At 60.4% G+C, this 18,643-nt stretch carries 18 protein-coding genes; 14 read left to right on the forward strand and 4 right to left on the reverse strand.

Annotation, left to right across the window (positions count from 1 at the left end; genetic code table 11):
• Positions 1 to 128 precede the first annotated feature (128 nt).
• The gene (locus AC1DRJ_RS07860; RefSeq protein ID WP_477801612.1) at positions 129 to 1,148 is read left to right on the forward strand and encodes an ABC transporter substrate-binding protein; all 1,020 of its coding nucleotides are present in this window, start codon (positions 129 to 131) and stop codon (positions 1,146 to 1,148) included.
• A gap of 5 nt (positions 1,149 to 1,153) precedes the next feature.
• Here the strand turns inward: AC1DRJ_RS07860 and AC1DRJ_RS07865 are convergent, their stop codons facing one another.
• Positions 1,154 to 2,014 (reverse strand): LysR substrate-binding domain-containing protein, encoded by an 861-nt coding sequence (locus AC1DRJ_RS07865; protein WP_477801613.1) that lies wholly within the window; start codon positions 2,012 to 2,014, stop codon positions 1,154 to 1,156.
• Positions 2,015 to 2,266: 252 nt separating this feature from the next.
• Between AC1DRJ_RS07865 and AC1DRJ_RS07870 the strand changes: the two genes are divergently transcribed.
• The 11 genes from AC1DRJ_RS07870 (at position 2,267) to AC1DRJ_RS07920 (ending at position 14,544) form a co-directional block, all read left to right on the forward strand.
• A complete protein-coding gene (locus tag AC1DRJ_RS07870; RefSeq protein WP_477801614.1) occupies positions 2,267 to 3,109 on the forward strand; it encodes a transporter substrate-binding domain-containing protein in 843 nt (280 codons plus the stop codon).
• 70 nt (positions 3,110 to 3,179) lie between these two features.
• The gene (locus tag AC1DRJ_RS07875; RefSeq protein WP_477801615.1) at positions 3,180 to 4,031 is read left to right on the forward strand and encodes a transporter substrate-binding domain-containing protein; all 852 of its coding nucleotides are present in this window, start codon (positions 3,180 to 3,182) and stop codon (positions 4,029 to 4,031) included.
• Positions 4,028 to 5,452 (forward strand): FAD-binding oxidoreductase, encoded by a 1,425-nt coding sequence (locus AC1DRJ_RS07880; RefSeq protein WP_477801616.1) that lies wholly within the window; start codon positions 4,028 to 4,030, stop codon positions 5,450 to 5,452. Before AC1DRJ_RS07875 ends, AC1DRJ_RS07880 begins: the two co-directional genes overlap by 4 nt.
• Entirely contained in the window at positions 5,449 to 6,660 is a 1,212-nt protein-coding gene (locus tag AC1DRJ_RS07885) for an aminotransferase class I/II-fold pyridoxal phosphate-dependent enzyme (RefSeq protein ID WP_477801617.1), read from the forward strand. Before AC1DRJ_RS07880 ends, AC1DRJ_RS07885 begins: the two co-directional genes overlap by 4 nt.
• A complete protein-coding gene (locus AC1DRJ_RS07890; protein WP_477801618.1) occupies positions 6,657 to 7,391 on the forward strand; it encodes an amino acid ABC transporter permease in 735 nt (244 codons plus the stop codon). The genes AC1DRJ_RS07885 and AC1DRJ_RS07890 overlap by 4 nt, the downstream gene beginning before the upstream one ends.
• Positions 7,381 to 8,169: an amino acid ABC transporter permease gene (locus tag AC1DRJ_RS07895; RefSeq protein ID WP_477801619.1), complete on the forward strand. Its 789-nt coding sequence runs from the start codon at positions 7,381 to 7,383 to the stop codon at positions 8,167 to 8,169. The genes AC1DRJ_RS07890 and AC1DRJ_RS07895 overlap by 11 nt, the downstream gene beginning before the upstream one ends.
• Complete coding sequence (locus AC1DRJ_RS07900; protein ID WP_477801620.1) at positions 8,156 to 8,992, forward strand: amino acid ABC transporter ATP-binding protein; 837 nt, start codon at positions 8,156 to 8,158, stop codon at positions 8,990 to 8,992. Before AC1DRJ_RS07895 ends, AC1DRJ_RS07900 begins: the two co-directional genes overlap by 14 nt.
• 17 nt (positions 8,993 to 9,009) lie before the next feature.
• Positions 9,010 to 9,606, forward strand: coding sequence for a cysteine dioxygenase family protein (locus AC1DRJ_RS07905; protein WP_477801621.1), 597 nt, complete (start codon positions 9,010 to 9,012; stop codon positions 9,604 to 9,606).
• The gene (locus tag AC1DRJ_RS07910) at positions 9,603 to 10,262 is read left to right on the forward strand and encodes a glutathione binding-like protein (protein ID WP_477801622.1); all 660 of its coding nucleotides are present in this window, start codon (positions 9,603 to 9,605) and stop codon (positions 10,260 to 10,262) included. The genes AC1DRJ_RS07905 and AC1DRJ_RS07910 overlap by 4 nt, the downstream gene beginning before the upstream one ends.
• Before the next feature lie 237 nt (positions 10,263 to 10,499).
• Positions 10,500 to 13,250, forward strand: a complete 2,751-nt coding sequence (gene metC / locus AC1DRJ_RS07915) for a cystathionine beta-lyase (protein WP_477801623.1) — start codon at positions 10,500 to 10,502, stop codon at positions 13,248 to 13,250.
• A 67-nt stretch (positions 13,251 to 13,317) separates the two neighbouring features.
• Positions 13,318 to 14,544 carry an RtcB family protein gene (locus AC1DRJ_RS07920; RefSeq protein WP_477801624.1) on the forward strand — a complete coding sequence of 409 codons (1,227 nt, stop codon included), beginning with the start codon at positions 13,318 to 13,320 and terminating at the stop codon, positions 14,542 to 14,544.
• A gap of 70 nt (positions 14,545 to 14,614) precedes the next feature.
• Here AC1DRJ_RS07920 and AC1DRJ_RS07925 read toward each other — a convergent pair whose 3' ends face one another.
• From AC1DRJ_RS07925 to AC1DRJ_RS07935, 3 genes are all read right to left on the reverse strand, one after another.
• Entirely contained in the window at positions 14,615 to 15,028 is a 414-nt protein-coding gene (locus AC1DRJ_RS07925; protein WP_477801625.1) for a VOC family protein, read from the reverse strand.
• Positions 15,029 to 15,214: 186 nt separating this feature from the next.
• A complete protein-coding gene (locus AC1DRJ_RS07930; RefSeq protein ID WP_477801626.1) occupies positions 15,215 to 15,817 on the reverse strand; it encodes a TetR/AcrR family transcriptional regulator in 603 nt (200 codons plus the stop codon).
• Positions 15,804 to 16,655: a 3-hydroxybutyryl-CoA dehydrogenase gene (locus AC1DRJ_RS07935; protein WP_477801627.1), complete on the reverse strand. Its 852-nt coding sequence runs from the start codon at positions 16,653 to 16,655 to the stop codon at positions 15,804 to 15,806. Before AC1DRJ_RS07935 ends, AC1DRJ_RS07930 begins: the two co-directional genes overlap by 14 nt.
• A 167-nt stretch (positions 16,656 to 16,822) precedes the next feature.
• Between AC1DRJ_RS07935 and AC1DRJ_RS07940 the strand changes: the two genes are divergently transcribed.
• Together AC1DRJ_RS07940 and AC1DRJ_RS07945 are read left to right on the forward strand one after the other, a co-directional pair.
• Complete coding sequence (locus tag AC1DRJ_RS07940; RefSeq protein WP_477801628.1) at positions 16,823 to 17,842, forward strand: AraC family transcriptional regulator; 1,020 nt, start codon at positions 16,823 to 16,825, stop codon at positions 17,840 to 17,842.
• The coding region (locus AC1DRJ_RS07945; protein WP_477801629.1) for an ABC transporter ATP-binding protein at positions 17,839 to 18,643 on the forward strand (805 nt) is incomplete at its 3' end. The genes AC1DRJ_RS07940 and AC1DRJ_RS07945, both read left to right, overlap by 4 nt.

Below are 18,643 nucleotides of genomic sequence, written 5' to 3' on the forward strand. Positions count from 1 at the left end.
TTCAGGTAGGCCGCAAACTCAGGTTTTACGACTGCTTCGCAGCCGRACGCAGGCTTCGYCAGCTGCTACGGATTGTGGCGTTCCTGCCCTTGTCGGCGTTAGTGGTGCCCATTCATATCGAGGTTTTCATGACGACACCTTTCAAGCGCAGCGCATTGACCTTGTTGGCCGTTTCCGTGGCGGCGCTGAGTGCGTTACTCAGCCCTGTCGCTCAAGCCGAAGGCAAAATCAGCATCGCTCAGCAATTTGGCATCGGTTACCTGATTCTGGATGTGGTGCGTGACCAGCAGCTCATCGAGAAGCATGGCAAGGAGCAGGGCCTTGATATCAAGGTCGACTGGAACAGCATTTCCGGCGCCACGGCGATGAACGAAGCGCTGCTGGCCGGTGCGCTGGATGTGGTGTCGGCAGGCGTGCCGCCGATGTTGACGATCTGGGATCGGACCAAGGGCAAACAGAACGTCAAAGCCATCGCTTCGCTGGGTTCGATGCCCAACTACCTGTTGACCAACAATCCGAATGTGAAAAGCCTCAAGGACTTCACCGAAAAGGACCGAATCGCGGTGCCGGCAGCGGGGGTAGGGTTCCAGTCGCGTACCTTACAGATCGAAACGGCCAAACAGTTTGGCGCGGACAACTTCAAAAAGTTTGACGACATCTCGATCAGCCTCGCCCATCCCGATGCGACGTCGGCGCTGATTGCCGGCGGTTCGGAGATCAACTCGCATTTCTCCAGCCCGCCGTTCCAGTACCAGGAATTGCAGAGTCCCAACGTACACAAGGTGCTGAGTTCCTACGACGTACTGGGTGGCCAGGCCACGTTTAACGTGCTGTACACCACTGAGAAATTCCACGACGAAAACCCCAAAACCTACAAGGCGTTTTACGCGGCGCTGGCCGAGGCCGAGAAAATCATCAAGGCCGATAAGCCGGCGGCCGCCCAGACCTATATCCGCGTGGAGCAGTCGAAGCTGGCCCTGCCACTGGTTGAGAAGATCGTCGCCGATCCCGAAATCGATTTTACCGTGGTGCCACAGCGCACCTATATCTACGCCGAGAAGCTCCAGGAACTGGGTGTGCTGAAAAACAAGGCCGCCAGTTGGAAGGATTACTTCTTTGAGGAAGCACACGGCAGCGAAGGCAGCTGATTGTGTCAGAGCCCACGGCTGCTCCTGATCAGCTCATAGGCTCGACGCACCAGCGGGTTCACCGTGTTGGGGCGAATCCACAAGTGATACGTCACGTCCGGCAGCCGTGGCAATCCATCCGTCTCACCCAGTACGCGCATGTCCGGGCCGAGCATTTCCATGCTGCGGGCCGTGACGCCTAGCCCCGCACGTGTCGCAGCCTTGATGCCAATCAGGTTCGAGGCCAGGTACGCCTGGCGCCAGGGAATGTTTGCATGCTCCAGGGCTTGCAGCGCATAGCGGCGATAGATGCTCGGCTCGTCCACGAGAATCAGCGGCAAGGGTTCGCCGGGGTTGTGAATGTACTGCGCCGAGCAGATCCACCACACCGGTGAGGTGCGCAGGGCGAAGCCTTCGAGGTTGGGGTCTTCACGGGTGGAAATCACCATGTCGATCTTGCCCCGGTGCAGGTCTTCCATCAGGAACGGACTGCGACCGACATCGATCTCCAGGCGCAGGCGCGGTGCCGAGCGGGCGATGTGGCTGAGGATCGGCGGCAGGATGGTGTCGGCGATGTCATGGGGCGAGCCGATGCGCAACACGCCGCTCAGGCTGCTTTCACGCAGGGAGTTCAGCGCCTCGTCGTTGAGCGAGATCATCTGCCGTGCATGCCGAAGTAACTGTAAGCCGGCTTCGGTGAGTTGTTTTTGCCGGCCGCGCTTCTCGAACAGATTCACACCGACGAGCTGCTCCAGGCGTTGCATGTGTTGGGTGACCGACGATTGCGTGCGGGCCAGTTGCGCGCCGGCCTCGGCAAAACTGTGGTGATCCACCACGGCAATGAAGGTGCGCAGCAATTCAAGATCAAGCGTTGGCAGGGGAGGCATGGTGATGACCAGGGCTGTTTTTATATCAAGAGTCTAAACATAAACATCACGGGTCTTTATGTTTTTTTGATATTTGTTTTTGGTGGCTAAGTATTTTTCCCAGTGAATACTGGGGTTAAGGCTAAAAAGTGTTGGCGGCTACGCCGTCAGTTATAACGATATTAGATATTTGAATTTCCGTTACACCCACGCTGTACCTAGGATGCCTTCACACCCGGTCGGGGTATGCCGATCAACTAATAGGGGAAGTTCATGTTGCTCAAGCGCACGCCYGTTAAACAATTGTTGCCCGTGATGCTGGGCGCCCTGATCGCTTTGGCTGCCAGTGCTGGCGCCCATGCTGATGCGACACTGGACAAGATCGAACAGCGTCATGTGTTGGTAGTCGGCGTGCTGCTGTCCGGCGGTCCCTTTGGCGGGATTGATCCCGCCACCCAGAAGCCGCGCGGCTTGAACGTCGAGCTCGCGCAGGAACTGGGGCAGCGACTAGGCGCCGAGGTGGAGCTGGTGCCGGTATTGCCCGCCAACCGTGTGCAGTTTCTGCAGCAGGGCAAGGTCGACTTGCTGATTGCCAACATGGAATGGACCACCGAACGTGGCGAGATCCTCGGTTTTGTTCCGACGCCGTTCTATCGCGTCGGAGGCTCCGCTGCGGTGCTCAAGGACAGCAAGATCACCCGTTGGGAGGACCTGAAAAACCAACCGGTCTGCACCTCCCAGGGCAGCAGCTACATCAAGCCGCTGACTGAGTTTGGCGCTGAGATCAAAGCCTTCAAAAGTTCTTCGGAATCCTTGCTGGCGTTGCGTGGCAACAACTGCGTCGCGGCGGTGCATGACGCCACGCTGATCAATCCGCTGCTCACCGACACCTCCGAATGGCAGGGCTATCGCTCAATCAGCCCGGAGCTCAACCCGGCGCCGTCGGTGATCTGGACCCGCCGCGGAGAAATCGATACCCAGGCAAAGCTCGATCCGATTATCAAGGACCTGCACCGCAGCGGTTGGTTGATTGAAGCCCAGACCCGCAACCGCATCACACCCGCATCCCCCGCGCTGGTGGAACTGCAAAAACAGTTTAAAGCCAACGGCGCCTGATCCCGGTTCGCCATCCCCTCGTTTTCAACAGCCCGTCGTATTGCGCGACGGGCTTGTAAGGTAGTCGTGCATGAGCCGTCATTTCTCCGCAAAAAATTTGCTCACCCTGTGCCTGGCGGGATGTGCCGGGCTGGTCGCCAGTCTGGTTCAGGCCGACGCCACGTTGGACAAGATCGAACAGCGTCATGCCATCAGCATCGGCGTAATTCTCAGTGGGCCGCCGTTCGGCACCCTCGACCCAAAGACCGGCGAACACTTGGGCTACAACGTCGAACTGGCCAAGGGCGTCGCCAAGGCATTGGGCGTCGAGGCCAAAACGGTTTCGGTGCTGGCGCCGAATCGCGTGCAGTTTTTGCAGCAGGGCAAGGTCGACATCCTGATCGCCAACATGCAGTTCACCGAAGAGCGCGCCGAGATTCTCGATTACGTGCCCACGCCTTATGAAGAAGTCGGCGGCGCGGCGTTGATTCGCAAAGGCGCGGGCATCACGCAATGGGCCGACCTCAAGGGCAAGCCGGTGTGCGTGTCCCAGGGCAGCAACTTCATCAAGCCCTTGCAGGAAACCTACGGCGCCGAGATCAAGGCGTTCCGCAGTCAGTCGGAGTCGCTGTTGTCGCTGCGCGGCAATGGTTGCGTGGCGGCGGTGCATGTCAGCCCGACTATGCATGCGTTGTTGAGCGATGCCGAGTGGGCTGAGTTTGACATTCCGCTGCCGGGTGATTTGATCCCGTCCAACTCGGTGATCTGGGTGCGCAAAGGCGAGCACGATACCCAGGCGAAACTGGATGCCATCGTGCGCGACTGGCACCGCAGTGGCTGGCTGATCGAACTCGGCGAGCGCACCGGTATGGCGCCGTCCCAGGCCTTGCGTGACCTGCACGAAAAGTACCGCAATGCCGAGCCGCTGGCGTCGCAACCATGAGTCGGCCGTTGTTCGAGGTGTTGCAGCAACTGCTCGGTGCCCCCCATGTGCAGAGCAGCGAAGAAGCCGCGCCGTACCTGACCGACAAACAAGGGCGTTATGTCGGGCAGGTCGTTGCTGCCGTGCATCCGGCGAATACCGAGGAAGTCGCGGCTGTGGTCCGAGCTTGCGTAGCCTGTGATACGCCCGTGGTGGTGCAGGGCGGCAACACCGGCTTGATGGGCGGCGCCACGCCAGACGCCAGCGGCCGTGCCGTTTTGATGTTGCTGGATCGACTGAACCGGGTGCGTGCGGTGGACACCGACAACGACACCCTGACTGTCGAGGCCGGCTGCATTCTGCAAACCGTTCAGAACGTTGCCCGTGAAGCCGGCCGCCTGTTTCCCCTGAGTCTGGGCGCCGAAGGCAGTTGCACGATCGGCGGTAATCTCGGCACCAATGCTGGCGGTACCGCCGTGTTGCGTTATGGCAACACACGCGAGCTGACGCTGGGGCTGGAACTGGTGACTGCCGAAGGCGAGATCTGGAACGGCCTGCGCGGTTTGCGCAAAGACAACACCGGATACGACCTGCGTGACCTGTTTATCGGCAGCGAAGGCACACTCGGGATTATCACGGCCGCGACCCTGAAACTGTTCCCGTTGCCCAAGGCGCAAGCCACGGCGCTACTGGCCTTCGACTCACTGGCCCAGGCGGTGCAGTTTCTCTCCCACGCCCGCGCCGGTTTTGGTGCCAGCCTCACCGCGTTCGAACTGCTCAGTGCCGATTGCCTGGCGTTGTTGCGGGAGCAATTTCCTGAGGGACCACAACCGTTTTTCGGTGCCAGCCAACCCTGGTTCGCCTTGCTGGAATTGTCGGATAACCAAAGCGAAAAGCATGCTCGCGAAGTCTTTGAAGAGGTGCTCGGCGCGGCGTTCGAAAACACTTTGCTGGCCAATGCACTGATCGCCGAAAGCCTCGCCCAGAGTGAAGCCCTGTGGCAGTTGCGCGAAAACATGAGCGAGGCGCAGAAGCGTTCCGGTCGCAACATGAAGCACGACATCTCGGTGCCGATTTCCCAGGTCGTGGCATTTGTCGCGCACACTGACGCGCTGTTGCAGGCGCATTTCCCCGGCGTGCGCCATTTCACCTTCGGCCACCTGGGCGACGGTAACCTGCACTACAACGTTGCTCACCCACTGGATTCGACGGTCGACGCGCACATGGCTCACTACGCGGCGCTCAGTCTGCTGGTCCACGATAGCGCCCATACCCATGGTGGTTCCATCAGCGCCGAGCATGGCATAGGTCAGCGCAAACTGGACCTGCTGGAACGCTACAAAAGTCCGGTGGAGCTGAGTTTGATGCGGCGGATCAAGCAGGCGCTCGACCCGAAAAACCTGCTCAATCCGGGCAAGGTCGTGGAGGTGATGTCGTCATGAGTCTTCGCCTGTCCAAGCGCGTGCAACGCGTTTCGCTGTCGGCCAATGCCGCCGCCAAATCCCGGGTCACCGAGTTGCGCGAGGCCGGTCGTGACATTCTCGACCTGACCACCGGCGAGCCGGATTTCGATACCCCCGAACACATCAAGCAAGCGGCCTATGCCGCCATCGCCGCCGGTGCGACCAAGTACACCGCGACGCCCGGCGTGAAAGCCTTGCGGGTGGCCGTACAACGCAAGCTCCAGGAGGAAAACCGACTGGACTATCCGCTGGCCTCCATCGTGATTGCCAATGGTGCCAAACAGATCATCTTCAACGCGTTTGCCGCGACCCTCGACGATGGCGATCAAGTGCTGGTGCCCACACCGTACTGGCCGTCATTCCCGGACAGCGTGCGGTTCAACGGTGGCGAGCCGGTGTTTATCGAATGCGGGCTGGCGCAGGGCTGCAAGCTCAGCGCAGAACAGCTGGAGCAACACATTGGCGAACGGACGCGCTGGCTGATCCTCAACGGCCCCGGCAACCCCAGCGGCGCGGTCTATAGCGCGGCCGAGTTGCAAGCGCTTGCCGAAGTGCTGCGCCGTCATCCACAGGTGCTGATCCTGTTGGATGAACTCTACGAACATATCCGCTTTGATGGTCAGCCGGCGCAGAGCCTGCTCAATGTCGCGCCGGATCTGCAGCCGCGTTGCCTGCTGGTGGGTGGCGTCTCGAAGACGTACGCGATGACCGGCTGGCGCATCGGTTTTGGTGCCGGGCCGCAGGTTTTGACCAACGCCATGGCGGTCGTGCAGTCGCAATCCACATCGGGGGCTTCCTCGGTGGGACAGGCCGCCGCGTTGGCCGCCTTCGAAGGCGGACTGGATTTCTTGCCGGCACAGGTCGCGGCTTATCAGCTTCGTCGGGATCTATTGGTCAGTGCCTTGCGCGACGTCGCGGGTCTTGAGGTGCTTGAGCCCCAGGGCGGCTTCTTCGTGTTCGTCCGTTGCGCCGGCTTGCTGGGGCGTTATCGCCCCGACGGCCTACGCCTGAACAGCGACGCCGATGTCGTGGCGTATCTGCTGGAGGAGGGCGTTGCCGGCGTGGCGGGCAGTGCTTATGGCTTGTCGCCGTGGTTCCGACTGTCCATCGCCACCGCGACCGACAGCGTGTCTGAAGCCGGGCGTCGCATTGCTCACGCCTGCGGGCAATTGCGAGGCCAGGCATGAATCACTGGCTGGAGGTGTTCGTCCACTGGGCCGCCGGGTTCGGCCTGAATTACAACTTTCTGCTGGATGCCTACCAACGCGGCACCTTGGCACAAGGTGCGCTGACCACCGTGTGGCTGTGCTTGTTGACCATCATCGGCAGTCTGCTGGCCGGTGTCGCACTGGCCGCGATGCTGACGTCGGGCAAGCCCTGGTTGGCCAAACCAGCACGGGTATTCGTCGAGGTCACCCGCAACACGCCGACGCTGGTGCAGCTGTATTGCGCGTTCCTGGTCTTGAACATGCTGTTGACCCAGGCCGTCGGCGCGGCCAATCCGCTGACTCCCTTTGCCTGGGTGGTGATTGTGATCTCGCTGCACAAGGGCGCGTTTCACGCCGAAGCCTTGCGCGCGGGGATTGAAGCGGTGCCGGCGGTGACGATGGAGGCCGCCAGTTCGCTGGCCTTCAACAGCCGCCAGTTGTTGTGGAACGTGCAACTGCCGCTGGCCCTGCGCTTCGCCTTGCCGTCGCTGATCAACAACCTGATCGACCTGGTGAAGATGACGGCCGTGGCCTCGGCCATTGCCGTCGGCGACATCACCTATGCGGCGATCATGATCTGGACCCAGAGCGATAACGTGCTGGAACTGATGATTCTGATCCTGAGCTTTTTCGGTCTGCTGAGTTTTATCGTCAATTGTGTGGGGCGCTACCTTGAAGCGCGCCTGAGGATGCCTGGCTATGGCCATTGAATCGTCCGTCAACGCGCCGCTGGCCTGGCCGCGGCGGCATGTCGGCAAGTTGCTGGTGTTGGCTGGCGCCGTGCTTTGGCTGCTGTACTTCGCCCCGCAAAGCCCGGTGCTCAAGGCCTTGTTGCAATGGTCACCCGCGCTGGCGGTGGGCTTTGCCCAGAACATTTTGATCAGTCTGGTCGCCATCGGTTTGGGGTCGGTGCTGGGATTGCTGGTGGGGGCGCTGGCGTTGTCGCCGCTGTGGCTGTTGCGTTTGCCGGCACGGATCTGGGTGCAGATTTTCCGCAATGCGCCGTGGCTGGTCCTGATCTATTTCACCACCTATGTGTTTCCGTTCGAGATCCACATCGGCAGCGCGTATTTCTCCTTCCCGGATTGGGTCAAGGTGACCATCGGTCTGGCCTTACCGGCGAGCGCCAACGTCGCGGAAATCTTCCGTGGCGCCATTGCCTCGATCCCCAGCACCCAGTGGGAAGCCGCTCGTTCGTTGGCGTTCACCCGTGGGCAGATTTTCCGCTCGATCATCCTGCCGCAGTGCTTCAAACGCATGTTGCCGCCGTGGATGAACCTGTATGCCGTCATCACCATGGGCACCGCATTGGCCTCGTTGGTGGGCGTGCACGACGTGATCGACACCGCCCAAATCGCCAGCAACACGGTGAACATGACCGGTTTCACCGTGGTGATTTACCTGAGCCTGCTGGTGCTGTTCTTCGCCTATTGCTACCCGATTTCCCGCCTCACCCAACGCCTGGAGCGACGTTATGCCTTTTACTGAAACCGTCGCCGAACCCTTGGTTAGCCTGCGCGATCTGCACCTGTCGTTCGGCAGCAATCCCGTGCTCAAGGGCATCGATCTCGACGTGCATCGCGGCCAGGCCGTGTCGATCATCGGCCCGTCCGGCTCCGGCAAGTCGACCATTTTGCGCTGCATCACCGGCCTGTTGCAGCCTCAGCGCGGCACCATTCGCGTGGACTCCACCGAGGTTCACACCTTGGCTCAGGAAGCCGAGCGGATCGAGTTGCGCAAGCGCGTCGGGTTTGTGTTCCAGCAGTACAACCTGTTCCCGCATTTATCGGTGCTGGAAAACCTGGTGATTGCGCCGCGCAAGGTGTTGGGGCACAGCCGGGTCGAGGCCGAAAAGCAGGCGCGTGCCTTGCTGGCCAAAGTGCGCATGGAGCACAAGGCCGACGCCTATCCGGGGCAACTGTCCGGCGGTCAGCAGCAGCGCGTGGCGATTGCTCGTGCGTTGGCGATGCGCCCGGAGCTGATTCTGTTCGATGAGGTGACCTCGGCCCTCGACCCGGAAACCGTCGGCGAAGTGCTGACGGTGATTCGCGAGTTGACCGAAGAGGGCATGACCTGCGTGTTGGTCACTCACGAGATGCGCTTCGCCGAAGAAATCAGCGACATCGTCTACTTCACCGAAAACGGCGTGATCGTCGAACACGGCAGCGCCGCACAGATTTTCCAGCACCCGACCAGCGAGCGCACCCAAACCTTTTTGCGCCATGCATTGGGTGATCCGGGACGTCGTCCCGCCTTTGCCAATGATCCGTATCTGTTGACCAATCTGGGCCGCTACAGCCTGTCCGTCTAATACCGAGGAGCCTGTTTATGAGTACCAATAACCGTGCCGCTGTCATTGAAGATTTCCTGAAGAAAATCCGTGTCATCAATCAACGTGGCGTCGACCGCGCCGCGCTGGGAGAAATCGTTTCGCTGCTTGAAGACCTGGCCGAGCGCCGTGATCTGTTCAATTTCGACGAATTCCCCGCGCCCGTGCCGGGGCAGGGCAACACGGCGTTTCGCTACCGTCTCAACGACGATGGCGACACGCCGACGCTGTACCTGAACTCGTTGTTGCCGGGCAAAAGTACCATCCCCCACAACCACGAAACCTGGGCGATCATCAGTGCGGTCGAAGGTCAGGAAATCAACTACGTCTACGCCCGTGACGACGAAGGTCGCGAGCCTGGGTTCACCACGTTGCACCTGGAAAAAGAAGTGATCGTGCAACCCGGCACGTCGATTTCGTTTCTGGGGGACGACCTGCACGGCATCCGTGTCGAAGGCGAGCAGGCAACCTTGCATTTTCACCTCTACGGCCTGCCGCTGGAGTCGCTTAACGGTCGTTACGGCGTTGAAGCCGACGGGCGCATTCTCAATTACAACGCCTCGCAAATGGCACCGTCGATCAAGGCCTACGCATGATCGATCTTTACTACTGGCCCACCGGCAACGGGTTGAAGATCGGCATCTTGCTCGAAGAGCTGGAGCTGGCCTATCGCGTGTTGCCGATCAACATTCGCGAGGGTGAGCAGAAGCAGTCGGCGTTCCAGCGGATCAGCGCCAATGGGCGGATTCCGGCGATTGTCGACCATGCCCCTGCGGGTTTGAGTGAACCGCTGAGCCTCTTCGAATCCGGTGCCATCCTTAATTACCTGGCCGACAAGGCAGGACGTTTCCTGCCACCAGCGGGCAGTGCCAAACGGCAGAGCGTCCAGGAATGGTTGTTCTGGCAAGTCGGTCATATCACCCCGTACCTGAGCCAGTTGCAGGTGTTCAAGGAGAAGGCGCCGGAGCCGATTCCGTTCGCCCTCGACTTACTCAATGCCGAGGCGACGCGCCTGTATCGAGTGCTGGAAGCGCGCCTGTCTGAAGTGCCGTATGTGGCGGGCGAATACTCCATCGCCGACATGGCGATTTTCCCGTGGATCCAGCCGTTGCGTCAGGACCAGGACCTGGCGGACTTCCCGCATATCCATGCCTGGCGCGAACGTCTGAAGGCGCGACCGGCCATTCAACGTGCGTACGCGAAGGGCCGGGAAATCGCGGCCAGCGAGCGCTCTCTGGCTGCTTTAACGTAAATCTTGAACGTGGTGAACACCCTGTGGCGAACACAACCTGTGACGAGGGGGCTCGCCCCCGTGCGGCTGCGCAGCAGTCGTAAATCCAGACAATTCGATTTGTCTGAATGGACGCTGGGGGCCGCTGCGCGACCCAACGGGGGCAAGCCCCCTCGCCACAGGTGTTGAGGTCGACGCGACATTGGTCGCTGGTTCTCCAATCATTTTCGTTTTATTAATTTTCAAAGCGGGACTTTCATGAGCCAGACCGTAACCCCAGGGCAACTGCAGCAATGGCTGTTCGACGGGCAGGAAATTGCCCTGTTTGATGTGCGCGAACACGGCCAGTATGGTGAGGCCCACCTGTTCTTTGGGGTGAACCTGCCCTATAGCCGACTGGAACTGGAGGTCCGGCGTCTGGCGCCGAATCCTCTGGTGCGGCTGGTGATCTATGACCAGAACGGTGGGGATGTCGCCACCCGTTCTGCACAGCGTCTTCAGGCGCTGGGGTATGAGCGCGTGCACATACTGGAGGGCGGTGCCGATGGCTGGCAGGCCGACGGTTTTCAGCTGTTTGCCGGCGTGCATGTACCGTCCAAGGCCTTTGGCGAATTGGTTGAAGAGGCCAGTCATACGCCGCATGTCACCGCAAAGCAGTTGGCCGAATGGCAAAGCCTGGGCGAGCCGCTGGTGCTGCTGGACGGTCGGCCGTTCGATGAGTATCGCAAGATGACCATTCCCGGTTCTGTGTGCTGTCCGAACGGCGAGCTGGGGTATCGCATCCACGATCTGGTGGCGGACGACACCACGCCGATTGTGGTCAATTGCGCCGGCCGCACCCGCAGCATTATTGGCGCCCAAACCCTGATCAACCTGGGTCTGAAAAACCCGATCTACGCGTTGGAGAACGGCACCCAGGGCTGGTACCTGGAAGATTTGCAGCTGGAACATGGCAGCACTCGGCGTTATGCCGATGAAGTATCCCTTGGTGCTTTGCCGGGGCAGCGACTGGCGGCTGCGCAACTGGCGCAACGGGCCAGCGTCAAGACCGTTGATGCGGGGCAGGTCGAGCAATGGGCCGGTGAAAGTGATCGCAGCCTGTTTTTATGCGATGTGCGTACCGCCGAGGAGTTTGCGGCGGGCAGTCTGAAGGGGGCGCAACACACCCCGGGCGGACAGTTGATTCAGTCCACTGATCTGTATGTTGGTGTGCGCCGGGCGCGCCTGGTGCTGATTGACAGCGATGGCGTGCGTGCGCCGATTGTCGCCAGCTGGCTGCGACAGTTGGGGCATGAAGCATATGTCCTCAAGGGCGGCGTGAGCAGCGGCCTGGCGTTGCCCGCGGTCGAGGTGATTGCTCACGAGGCGTTGCCATCGATCACCGGGCTGGCGCTGGCCGATTTGCTGAAGGATAACGCCGTTTCGCTGATTGACCTGCGCCCGAGCATGGCCTATCGCAAGGGCCATATCGCCGGGGCGCGCTGGTCGATCCGCCCTCGGCTGGCGACTGACTTGGCCGCGGAGCAGCGACCTCTGGTGCTGCTGGCCGATGACCCATTGCTGGCCGTATTCGCGACGCAGGAGTTGCCTGAAACTCAGCGTGCCCAGGTGCGCCTGCTGGACGGCGGATTCGATGCCTGGCGTGCAGCGGGTTTCGCCGTGCAGGACAATCCCGCCACACCTTCCGATGAGCAGTGCATTGATTTTCTGTTCTTTACCCATGATCGCCACGCCGGCAACAAGGACGCGGCGCGTCAGTACCTGGCGTGGGAAATCGGTTTGTTGGCACAGATGAGCGACAACGAAATCGCCAGTCTCAAACCGCTGCTGCCACTCACACAAAAAGATGCGCGGATACGCACTCGCTTGATCCATTCGTCACGCACCGAGAGAGGCAGCGGTGCCCGGTCGGTCAACGTACCGGTCACCCGTTTAAGCACGGTGCTGTTCGACAACCTGGCGCAAATGCGCGACGCCCGTGCCCGCCGTGACAGCGAGCGAGTACTGAGCTATGGCGCCCGGGGCAATCCGACGGCGTTCGCCCTCGAAGACCTGGTCACCGAACTGGAGGGTGGTTATCGCACGCGCTTGTTTGGCACCGGACTGGCGGCAGTCGCGCAGACGTTTCTGGCCTACCTGCGTCCCGGCGACCATGTGCTGATCACCGATGCGGTGTACGCCCCTGTGCGGCGTCTGGCTCGGGAGTTTCTTCAGCCATTTGGCATTCAGGTCGATTACTTCGCTCCTGACGGCAGCGACCTGCAAGCGCAACTGCAAGCCAACACCAAAATGGTCTACACCGAAGTCCCGGGTTCGCTCCTGTATGAACTCTGCGACCTGCCGGCCATCGCTGCCCTGTGCAAACCTCGTGGCATCCTGCTTGCCGTTGATAACACCTGGGGCTCGGGTTACCTGTACCGACCGCTGACCCTTGGTGCGGACATCTCGATCATGGCGTTGACCAAGTACCTGTGTGGCCACAGCGATGTGGTCATGGGCAGCGTCTGCACCCGCGAAGACATCTGGCAGCCACTGGCAGCCATGAGCGACACCTTTGGCGTCACGGTCAGCCCCGACGACGCTTATCTGGTACTGCGCGGCGCCCGAACCCTGGCGCCACGCCTGGAGGTGCACGAGCGCCAGGCCGTAGAAATCGCCCTTTGGCTGCAAGCGCAACCGCAGGTGAAACGAGTGTTCCATCCGGCCTTGCCCGATCATCCCGGGCACGCGTTGTGGCAGCGGGATTTCAACGGCAGTAATGGATTGCTGTCGTTCGAACTGATGGAGGCGGACAGCCGCAATGTCGAGCGCTTCATCGATGCGTTGCAGGTGTTCGGGCTGGGTGCTTCGTGGGGCGGTTACGAAAGCCTGATCACCGTTGCCGATACCAGGGACCGCAACAGTGCACAGGATCGCTCATTGAATCCGGTGCTGCGCCTGCATGTCGGGCTTGAGGATGTCGAGGCGTTGATTGAGGATCTGCAGTGTGGGTTCGCTGCGCTACTATGAAGGCCTCAACTGGCAGCTCGTCCGCTAGAACCACGCCAATTCATCGGCCCACAGAAAGAACAGGATCATGCAAGACCGTACATACCAACTACTGGAGGTCGCCCACGGCAAACCGATCAAGCTCTGGACCGAAGGCGTCCCGGTAGAAAACGAAGCCAGGCAGCAGTTGATCAATACCGCGAAGATGCCGTTCATCTTCAAACACTTGGCGGTGATGCCTGACGTGCACCTGGGCAAGGGCTCGACGATTGGCAGCGTGATTCCGACGGTGGGCGCGATCATTCCGGCTGCCGTCGGGGTCGACATTGGCTGCGGCATGATCGCCGCATGCACCACGCTGACGGCGGCCGATTTACCCGACAACTTGCACGGTTTGCGCTGCGCCATCGAAAAAGCGGTGCCCCACGGCCGTACCATGGGCCGTGGCATCCGGGACAAAGGTGCTTGGGACAGCGTCCCAAAACAGGCCGATCAGGCTTGGGTCGCCCTGGATTCACGGTTCAAGGCGATCACCGCCAAATACCCGAAACTCGCCAACACCAACAATCGCGTGCACTTGGGCACGTTGGGCAGCGGCAATCATTTCATTGAGGTGTGCCTGGATGAGACCAACCGGGTCTGGTTCATGCTGCACAGCGGTTCTCGCGGGGTCGGCAACGCCATTGGCAACCTGTTCATTCAACTGGCTCAGGCTGACATGCGCCAGCACCTCGCCAATCTGCCGGATCGTGACTTGGCCTACTTCGAGGAAGGTAGCCGCCATTTCAATGACTACGTCGAAGCGGTGGGCTGGGCCCAGGACTTCGCCAGACAGAACCGCGCATTGATGATGCAATCGGTGATTCAGGCGACACGCAAAGTGATCAGCAAACCCTTTGAAGTGGCGCTGGAGGCGGTCAACTGTCACCACAACTACGTGCAAAAAGAGCGGCACTTTGGTCAGGACATACTCGTCACCCGCAAGGGCGCGGTGTCGGCGAAGAAGGGTGAGTTGGGGATTATTCCGGGATCGATGGGCGCGAAAAGCTTCATCGTCCGCGGGCTTGGCAATGAGCAGTCGTTCTGTTCCTGCAGCCACGGCGCCGGTCGTACCATGAGTCGCACCAAGGCCAAAAGCCTGTTCACCGTCGCAGACCAGATCCGCGCCACCGCCCACGTCGAGTGCCGCAAGGATGCGGCGGTCATCGATGAAATCCCGATGGCCTACAAAGACATTGATGACGTTATGCACGCGCAGCGCGAACTGGTGGAGGTGCTGCACACCTTGCGTCAGTTGGTGTGCGTCAAGGGCTGAGCCCTTCGCCAATAGCGAATCAGGCCAGAAAACCCAGCCATTTCAGGCTGGGGTTTTCCATGCCTGACGGTCACTGATCCTTCTCGCAATTGACCATCCACGACACACCAAACTTATCCACCAGCATGCCGAAACGCGCGGCCCAAAACGTCTGTTCCAGCGGCATTTTCACGGTGCCGTCTTCCGACAAGGCCCCGAACACGCGTTCAGCTTCCACGATGCTGTCGACATTCAGCGATACCGAAAAACCGGACACATCATCAACAGGCCGATCCGGTGTGGTGTCGGACCCCATGATGGCCTGGTCCCCGATGACGAGGCGGGTGTGTATGATCAGGTTGTGAAAGTCCGCCGGTACATGATCGCGCGCCGGTGTTTCACCGAAGGTAAGCATGGCTTCGATTTCGCCAGGCAAGCTTTGGGCATAGAAGGTGAAGGCCGCTTTGCAGTTGCCGTTGAAGATCAGGTAGGGATTGATTTTCATGATGTGCTCCCGATAACGAAGGAATCCGAGCGAGGTTGGATTAACCGCGAGCTCCGCAGTGATTGGACGCCATTAGCAAAGCGTTAGAGGGAGTGATTGGCCAATTTTGTTTAGATGTTTTTTCTATTGAACCGCTGTGTTTTATGACGTCCAGCGGCCTCGGTGTGCTGACATTGCGTCAGCGCCTCAGGCCACTGCACGGGGGGCCGAAGGCCGAAGCAGGCGCTCAATGGCCCCACTCACCAGGTTCTCCAGCATTTCATCACGCTCGTGTTCGTTCAGCGAATGTTGCATCAGCCAACCGGGGGCGCTGTTGAGCAAGTTGGCGATGGCGTGCGCTGTGGCACGTTGCGCCTGTTCACCGACCCGGGATTTGGGGCCGATCATCATCAGCAATCGCTGTTCGTATTGTTCGCGCAATTGCCGGACGCGCGCTTGTTGCTCGTCATTGAGGCAACCGGCGTCACGCTCCGCCAGACGAAAATGCCACGGCATTTCCCGGTGCAGATTCAAGTGCGCACGGATCAGGCTTTGCAGTTTGTCGCGTTTGGCCGGGCCCTTTTGATCGAGGCGACCCAGGGTCGCCAGCAGTTCTTCGTAGAACTCCTCGATCAGGTCAAGCAGCAAGTGCTGCTTGCTCGGGTAATGGTGATACAACGAGCCCGAGGAAAGCCCCAGGCACGTGGCAAGCTCACGCATGCCGACCTGACCGAAACCCTTGCTGGAGAACAACTCCAGCACTTTGTCCCGGTACTCGGAAAAGCGTGAGCAACGTTCAGGCATAGACATAGAATCCACGTCCTGTTTTGCGCCCCAGATAGCCGGCGGCGACCATCTCCTTGAGCAGTGGAGCCGGGCGGTATTTGCTGTCGTTAAAGCCGTCGTGGAAGGCTTCCATGATTGCCAGCAGGGTATCCAGACCGATCAGATCCGCCAGGGCCAGCGGGCCGATAGGCTGGTTGCAGCCCAGGCGCATGCCGGCGTCGATGTCTTCGGCACTGGCCAGACCTTCCTGAAACACCAGAACCGCTTCGTTGATCATCGGCACCAGAATCCGGTTGACCACGAACCCCGGGCGGTTGCCGGCGGTGATCGCGGTTTTGCCCAGCGTTGTCGCCATGTCGAGTGCGAGGGCGTGGGTGCTGTCGCTAGTTTGCAGACCGCGAATCACTTCAATCAGGCCCATCACCGGCACCGGGTTGAAGAAGTGCAGGCCGATGAAGCGCTCGGGCTGGCTGACGCTGGCGGCGAGTTGGGTAATCGACAGCGACGAAGTGTTGGAAGCAATCACGCACTCGGAACTGACTTGTGCTGCAACCTGTTGCAGCAAGCGCAGTTTCAGGTCGAGATTTTCGGTGGCCGCTTCGATCACCAGTTGCGCGTTTTGCAGGCTATCGTATTGGGTGCTGGTGCGAATCTTGTCGAGGGCTACGTTCTTCTGCTCCTCGGTCAACGTTGCCTTGGCGACCTGCCGATCGAGGTTTTTGCCGACGGTTGCCAGAGCCTTTTGCAGGGCACTGTCGGAGATGTCGATCAGGGTCACGTTGAATCCGGCCAGCGCACAGACCTGCGCAATGCCGTTGCCCATGGTGCCCGCGCCGATTACGCCAATGTTTTGCAGATTCATGTTGCCGTCCTTCCGGTCATACCGTGCGATACCTTGGCCGTGACAACGGTCGAAGGCGTACTATTGGCCGCGAGTCTAAAACCGGCAGCCCGGTTGTCCTATGCCGCAACTGTTCAACGGTGCTGGCGTTTTTTGCCAGTTCAAGTGTTAGAGAGAGAAACGTTCACATGCGGGAAAACGACTCGGTTGCCGTTTATTTCGTGCAGGCCATGATCCATGCGCTGGCGCAAGATCCGCCACGCCTCAAGGCTGCACTGGAACAGGCCGGCATCGACCAGGCATTGATGGCCGAACCCACGGCGCGGGTGTCAGCCAGTGCATTTGCCGAGTTGTGGTTGATTCAGATCCGCGAGTTGAACGACGAGTTTTTCCGCCTCGACTCCCACGGCATGCCGCCGGGCAGCTTCGCCTTGATCTGCCGCGCCTTGATTCAGGAACCCGACCTGCACAAAGCCATGCGCCAGTGCCTGGCCAATTTCAGCCTGTTTCTGCGCGACTTTCGCGGCACCCTGACCGTGCGCGGCAAACGCGCAATCATCAGCCTGGAGACCCACGCGCAAAACGACGATCTCAGCCGTTTTGGCGAAGAGACGTTCCTGGTGCTGATGATCAGTCTGTTGTGCTGGCTCGGCGGGCGACGCATCCCCATCGACCGCGCGGACTTCCGTCATGAACGCATATCCCTCAGCGACGACCGCTTGCTCTGGGGACCCAACCTGACCTTCGGCGCCGAGCGCACCGAAATCGAATTCGCCAGCCACTACCTGCGCCTGCCGGTGGTGCAAGACCTGGCCTCACTGAAAGTATTCCTGCGCACGGCCCCGCAATGGCTGGTGATCCGCTTCCGCAACCAGCATGGCCTGGCCTCGCAAGTCCACCAGCGCCTGCGCAACAGCGACTACAGCGAATGGCCGACCTTGCAGGACTTCGCCCTGGACCAACACCTGAGTCCCAGCACCTTCCGCCGCAAACTGGAGCGCGAAGGGTGCTCCTATCAGGAGATCAAGGACGAAGTGCGGCGCGGCGTGGCCTTTGAGCAATTACGCCAGAGCAAGGCGAGCATCAGTGACATCGCTGAGCGGCTGGGCTTTCAGGAACCGAGCGCGTTCCATCGGGCTTTCAAGAAATGGACGGGGGAGAGCCCGGGGCGGTATCGGGCGCGTTATCAGGTGGAGTGCTCGAGGTGAGCCCAGTGTTTGGCCGCTTCACCAACTTGATCGACCAGGCCCGACGCGCCTTGCTGCTGGTCTGGGGCACCTCTCGCGGTTTGTTCCTCGGCCTGGTCCTGGCCACTCTGATCGCCGGTGTACTCCCGGCGCTGGCCGCCTGGATAGGCCAGCGCATCGTCGATGCCGTGGTCTATGCCATGCAGTTGCACGCACAGCAAGGCAGTGCGCCGTTGTGGCCGGTGGTGCGTTATGTGTTGATGGAGGCGGGGGTGCTGGCGTTGTTGTCCGGTACTCAGCGGGCGTTGTCGGTTCAGCAGTCGCTGTTGCGCGTGCAGTTGGGGCAGAAGGTCAACACGATGATTCTGGAGAAAGCCCAGACGTTGTCGCTGGTGCAGTTCGAGAATTCCGAGTTTTACGACAAGCTGGTGCGGGTTCGGCGCGAGGCGTCGACCCGGCCGCTGGCGTTGGTGATGAAGTCGCTGGGGCTGATCCAGAACCTGATTGTGCTGATCAGCTTCGGCGTGTTGCTGGTGCACTTTTCGCCGTGGGCGCTGGTGCTGTTGGTGGTCGGTGCGTTGCCGGTGTTTTTCGCCGAAGCGCATTTTTCCGGAGATGCTTTTCGGCTGTTCACCCGCCGGGCGCCGGAGAGCCGGCAGCAAAATTACATCGAGACGCTGCTGTCCCACGAGGGGTACATCAAAGAGGTCAAGTTGTTCGGTTTCGCGCCGTTGTTGTTGCAGCGCTATCGCGACACGTTTACGCGTCTCTACGCCGAAGACCGCCGGTTGACGTTGCGCCGCGATGGTTGGGGATTTGTCC

The organism is Pseudomonas sp. P5_B2 (genome assembly GCF_056400445.1).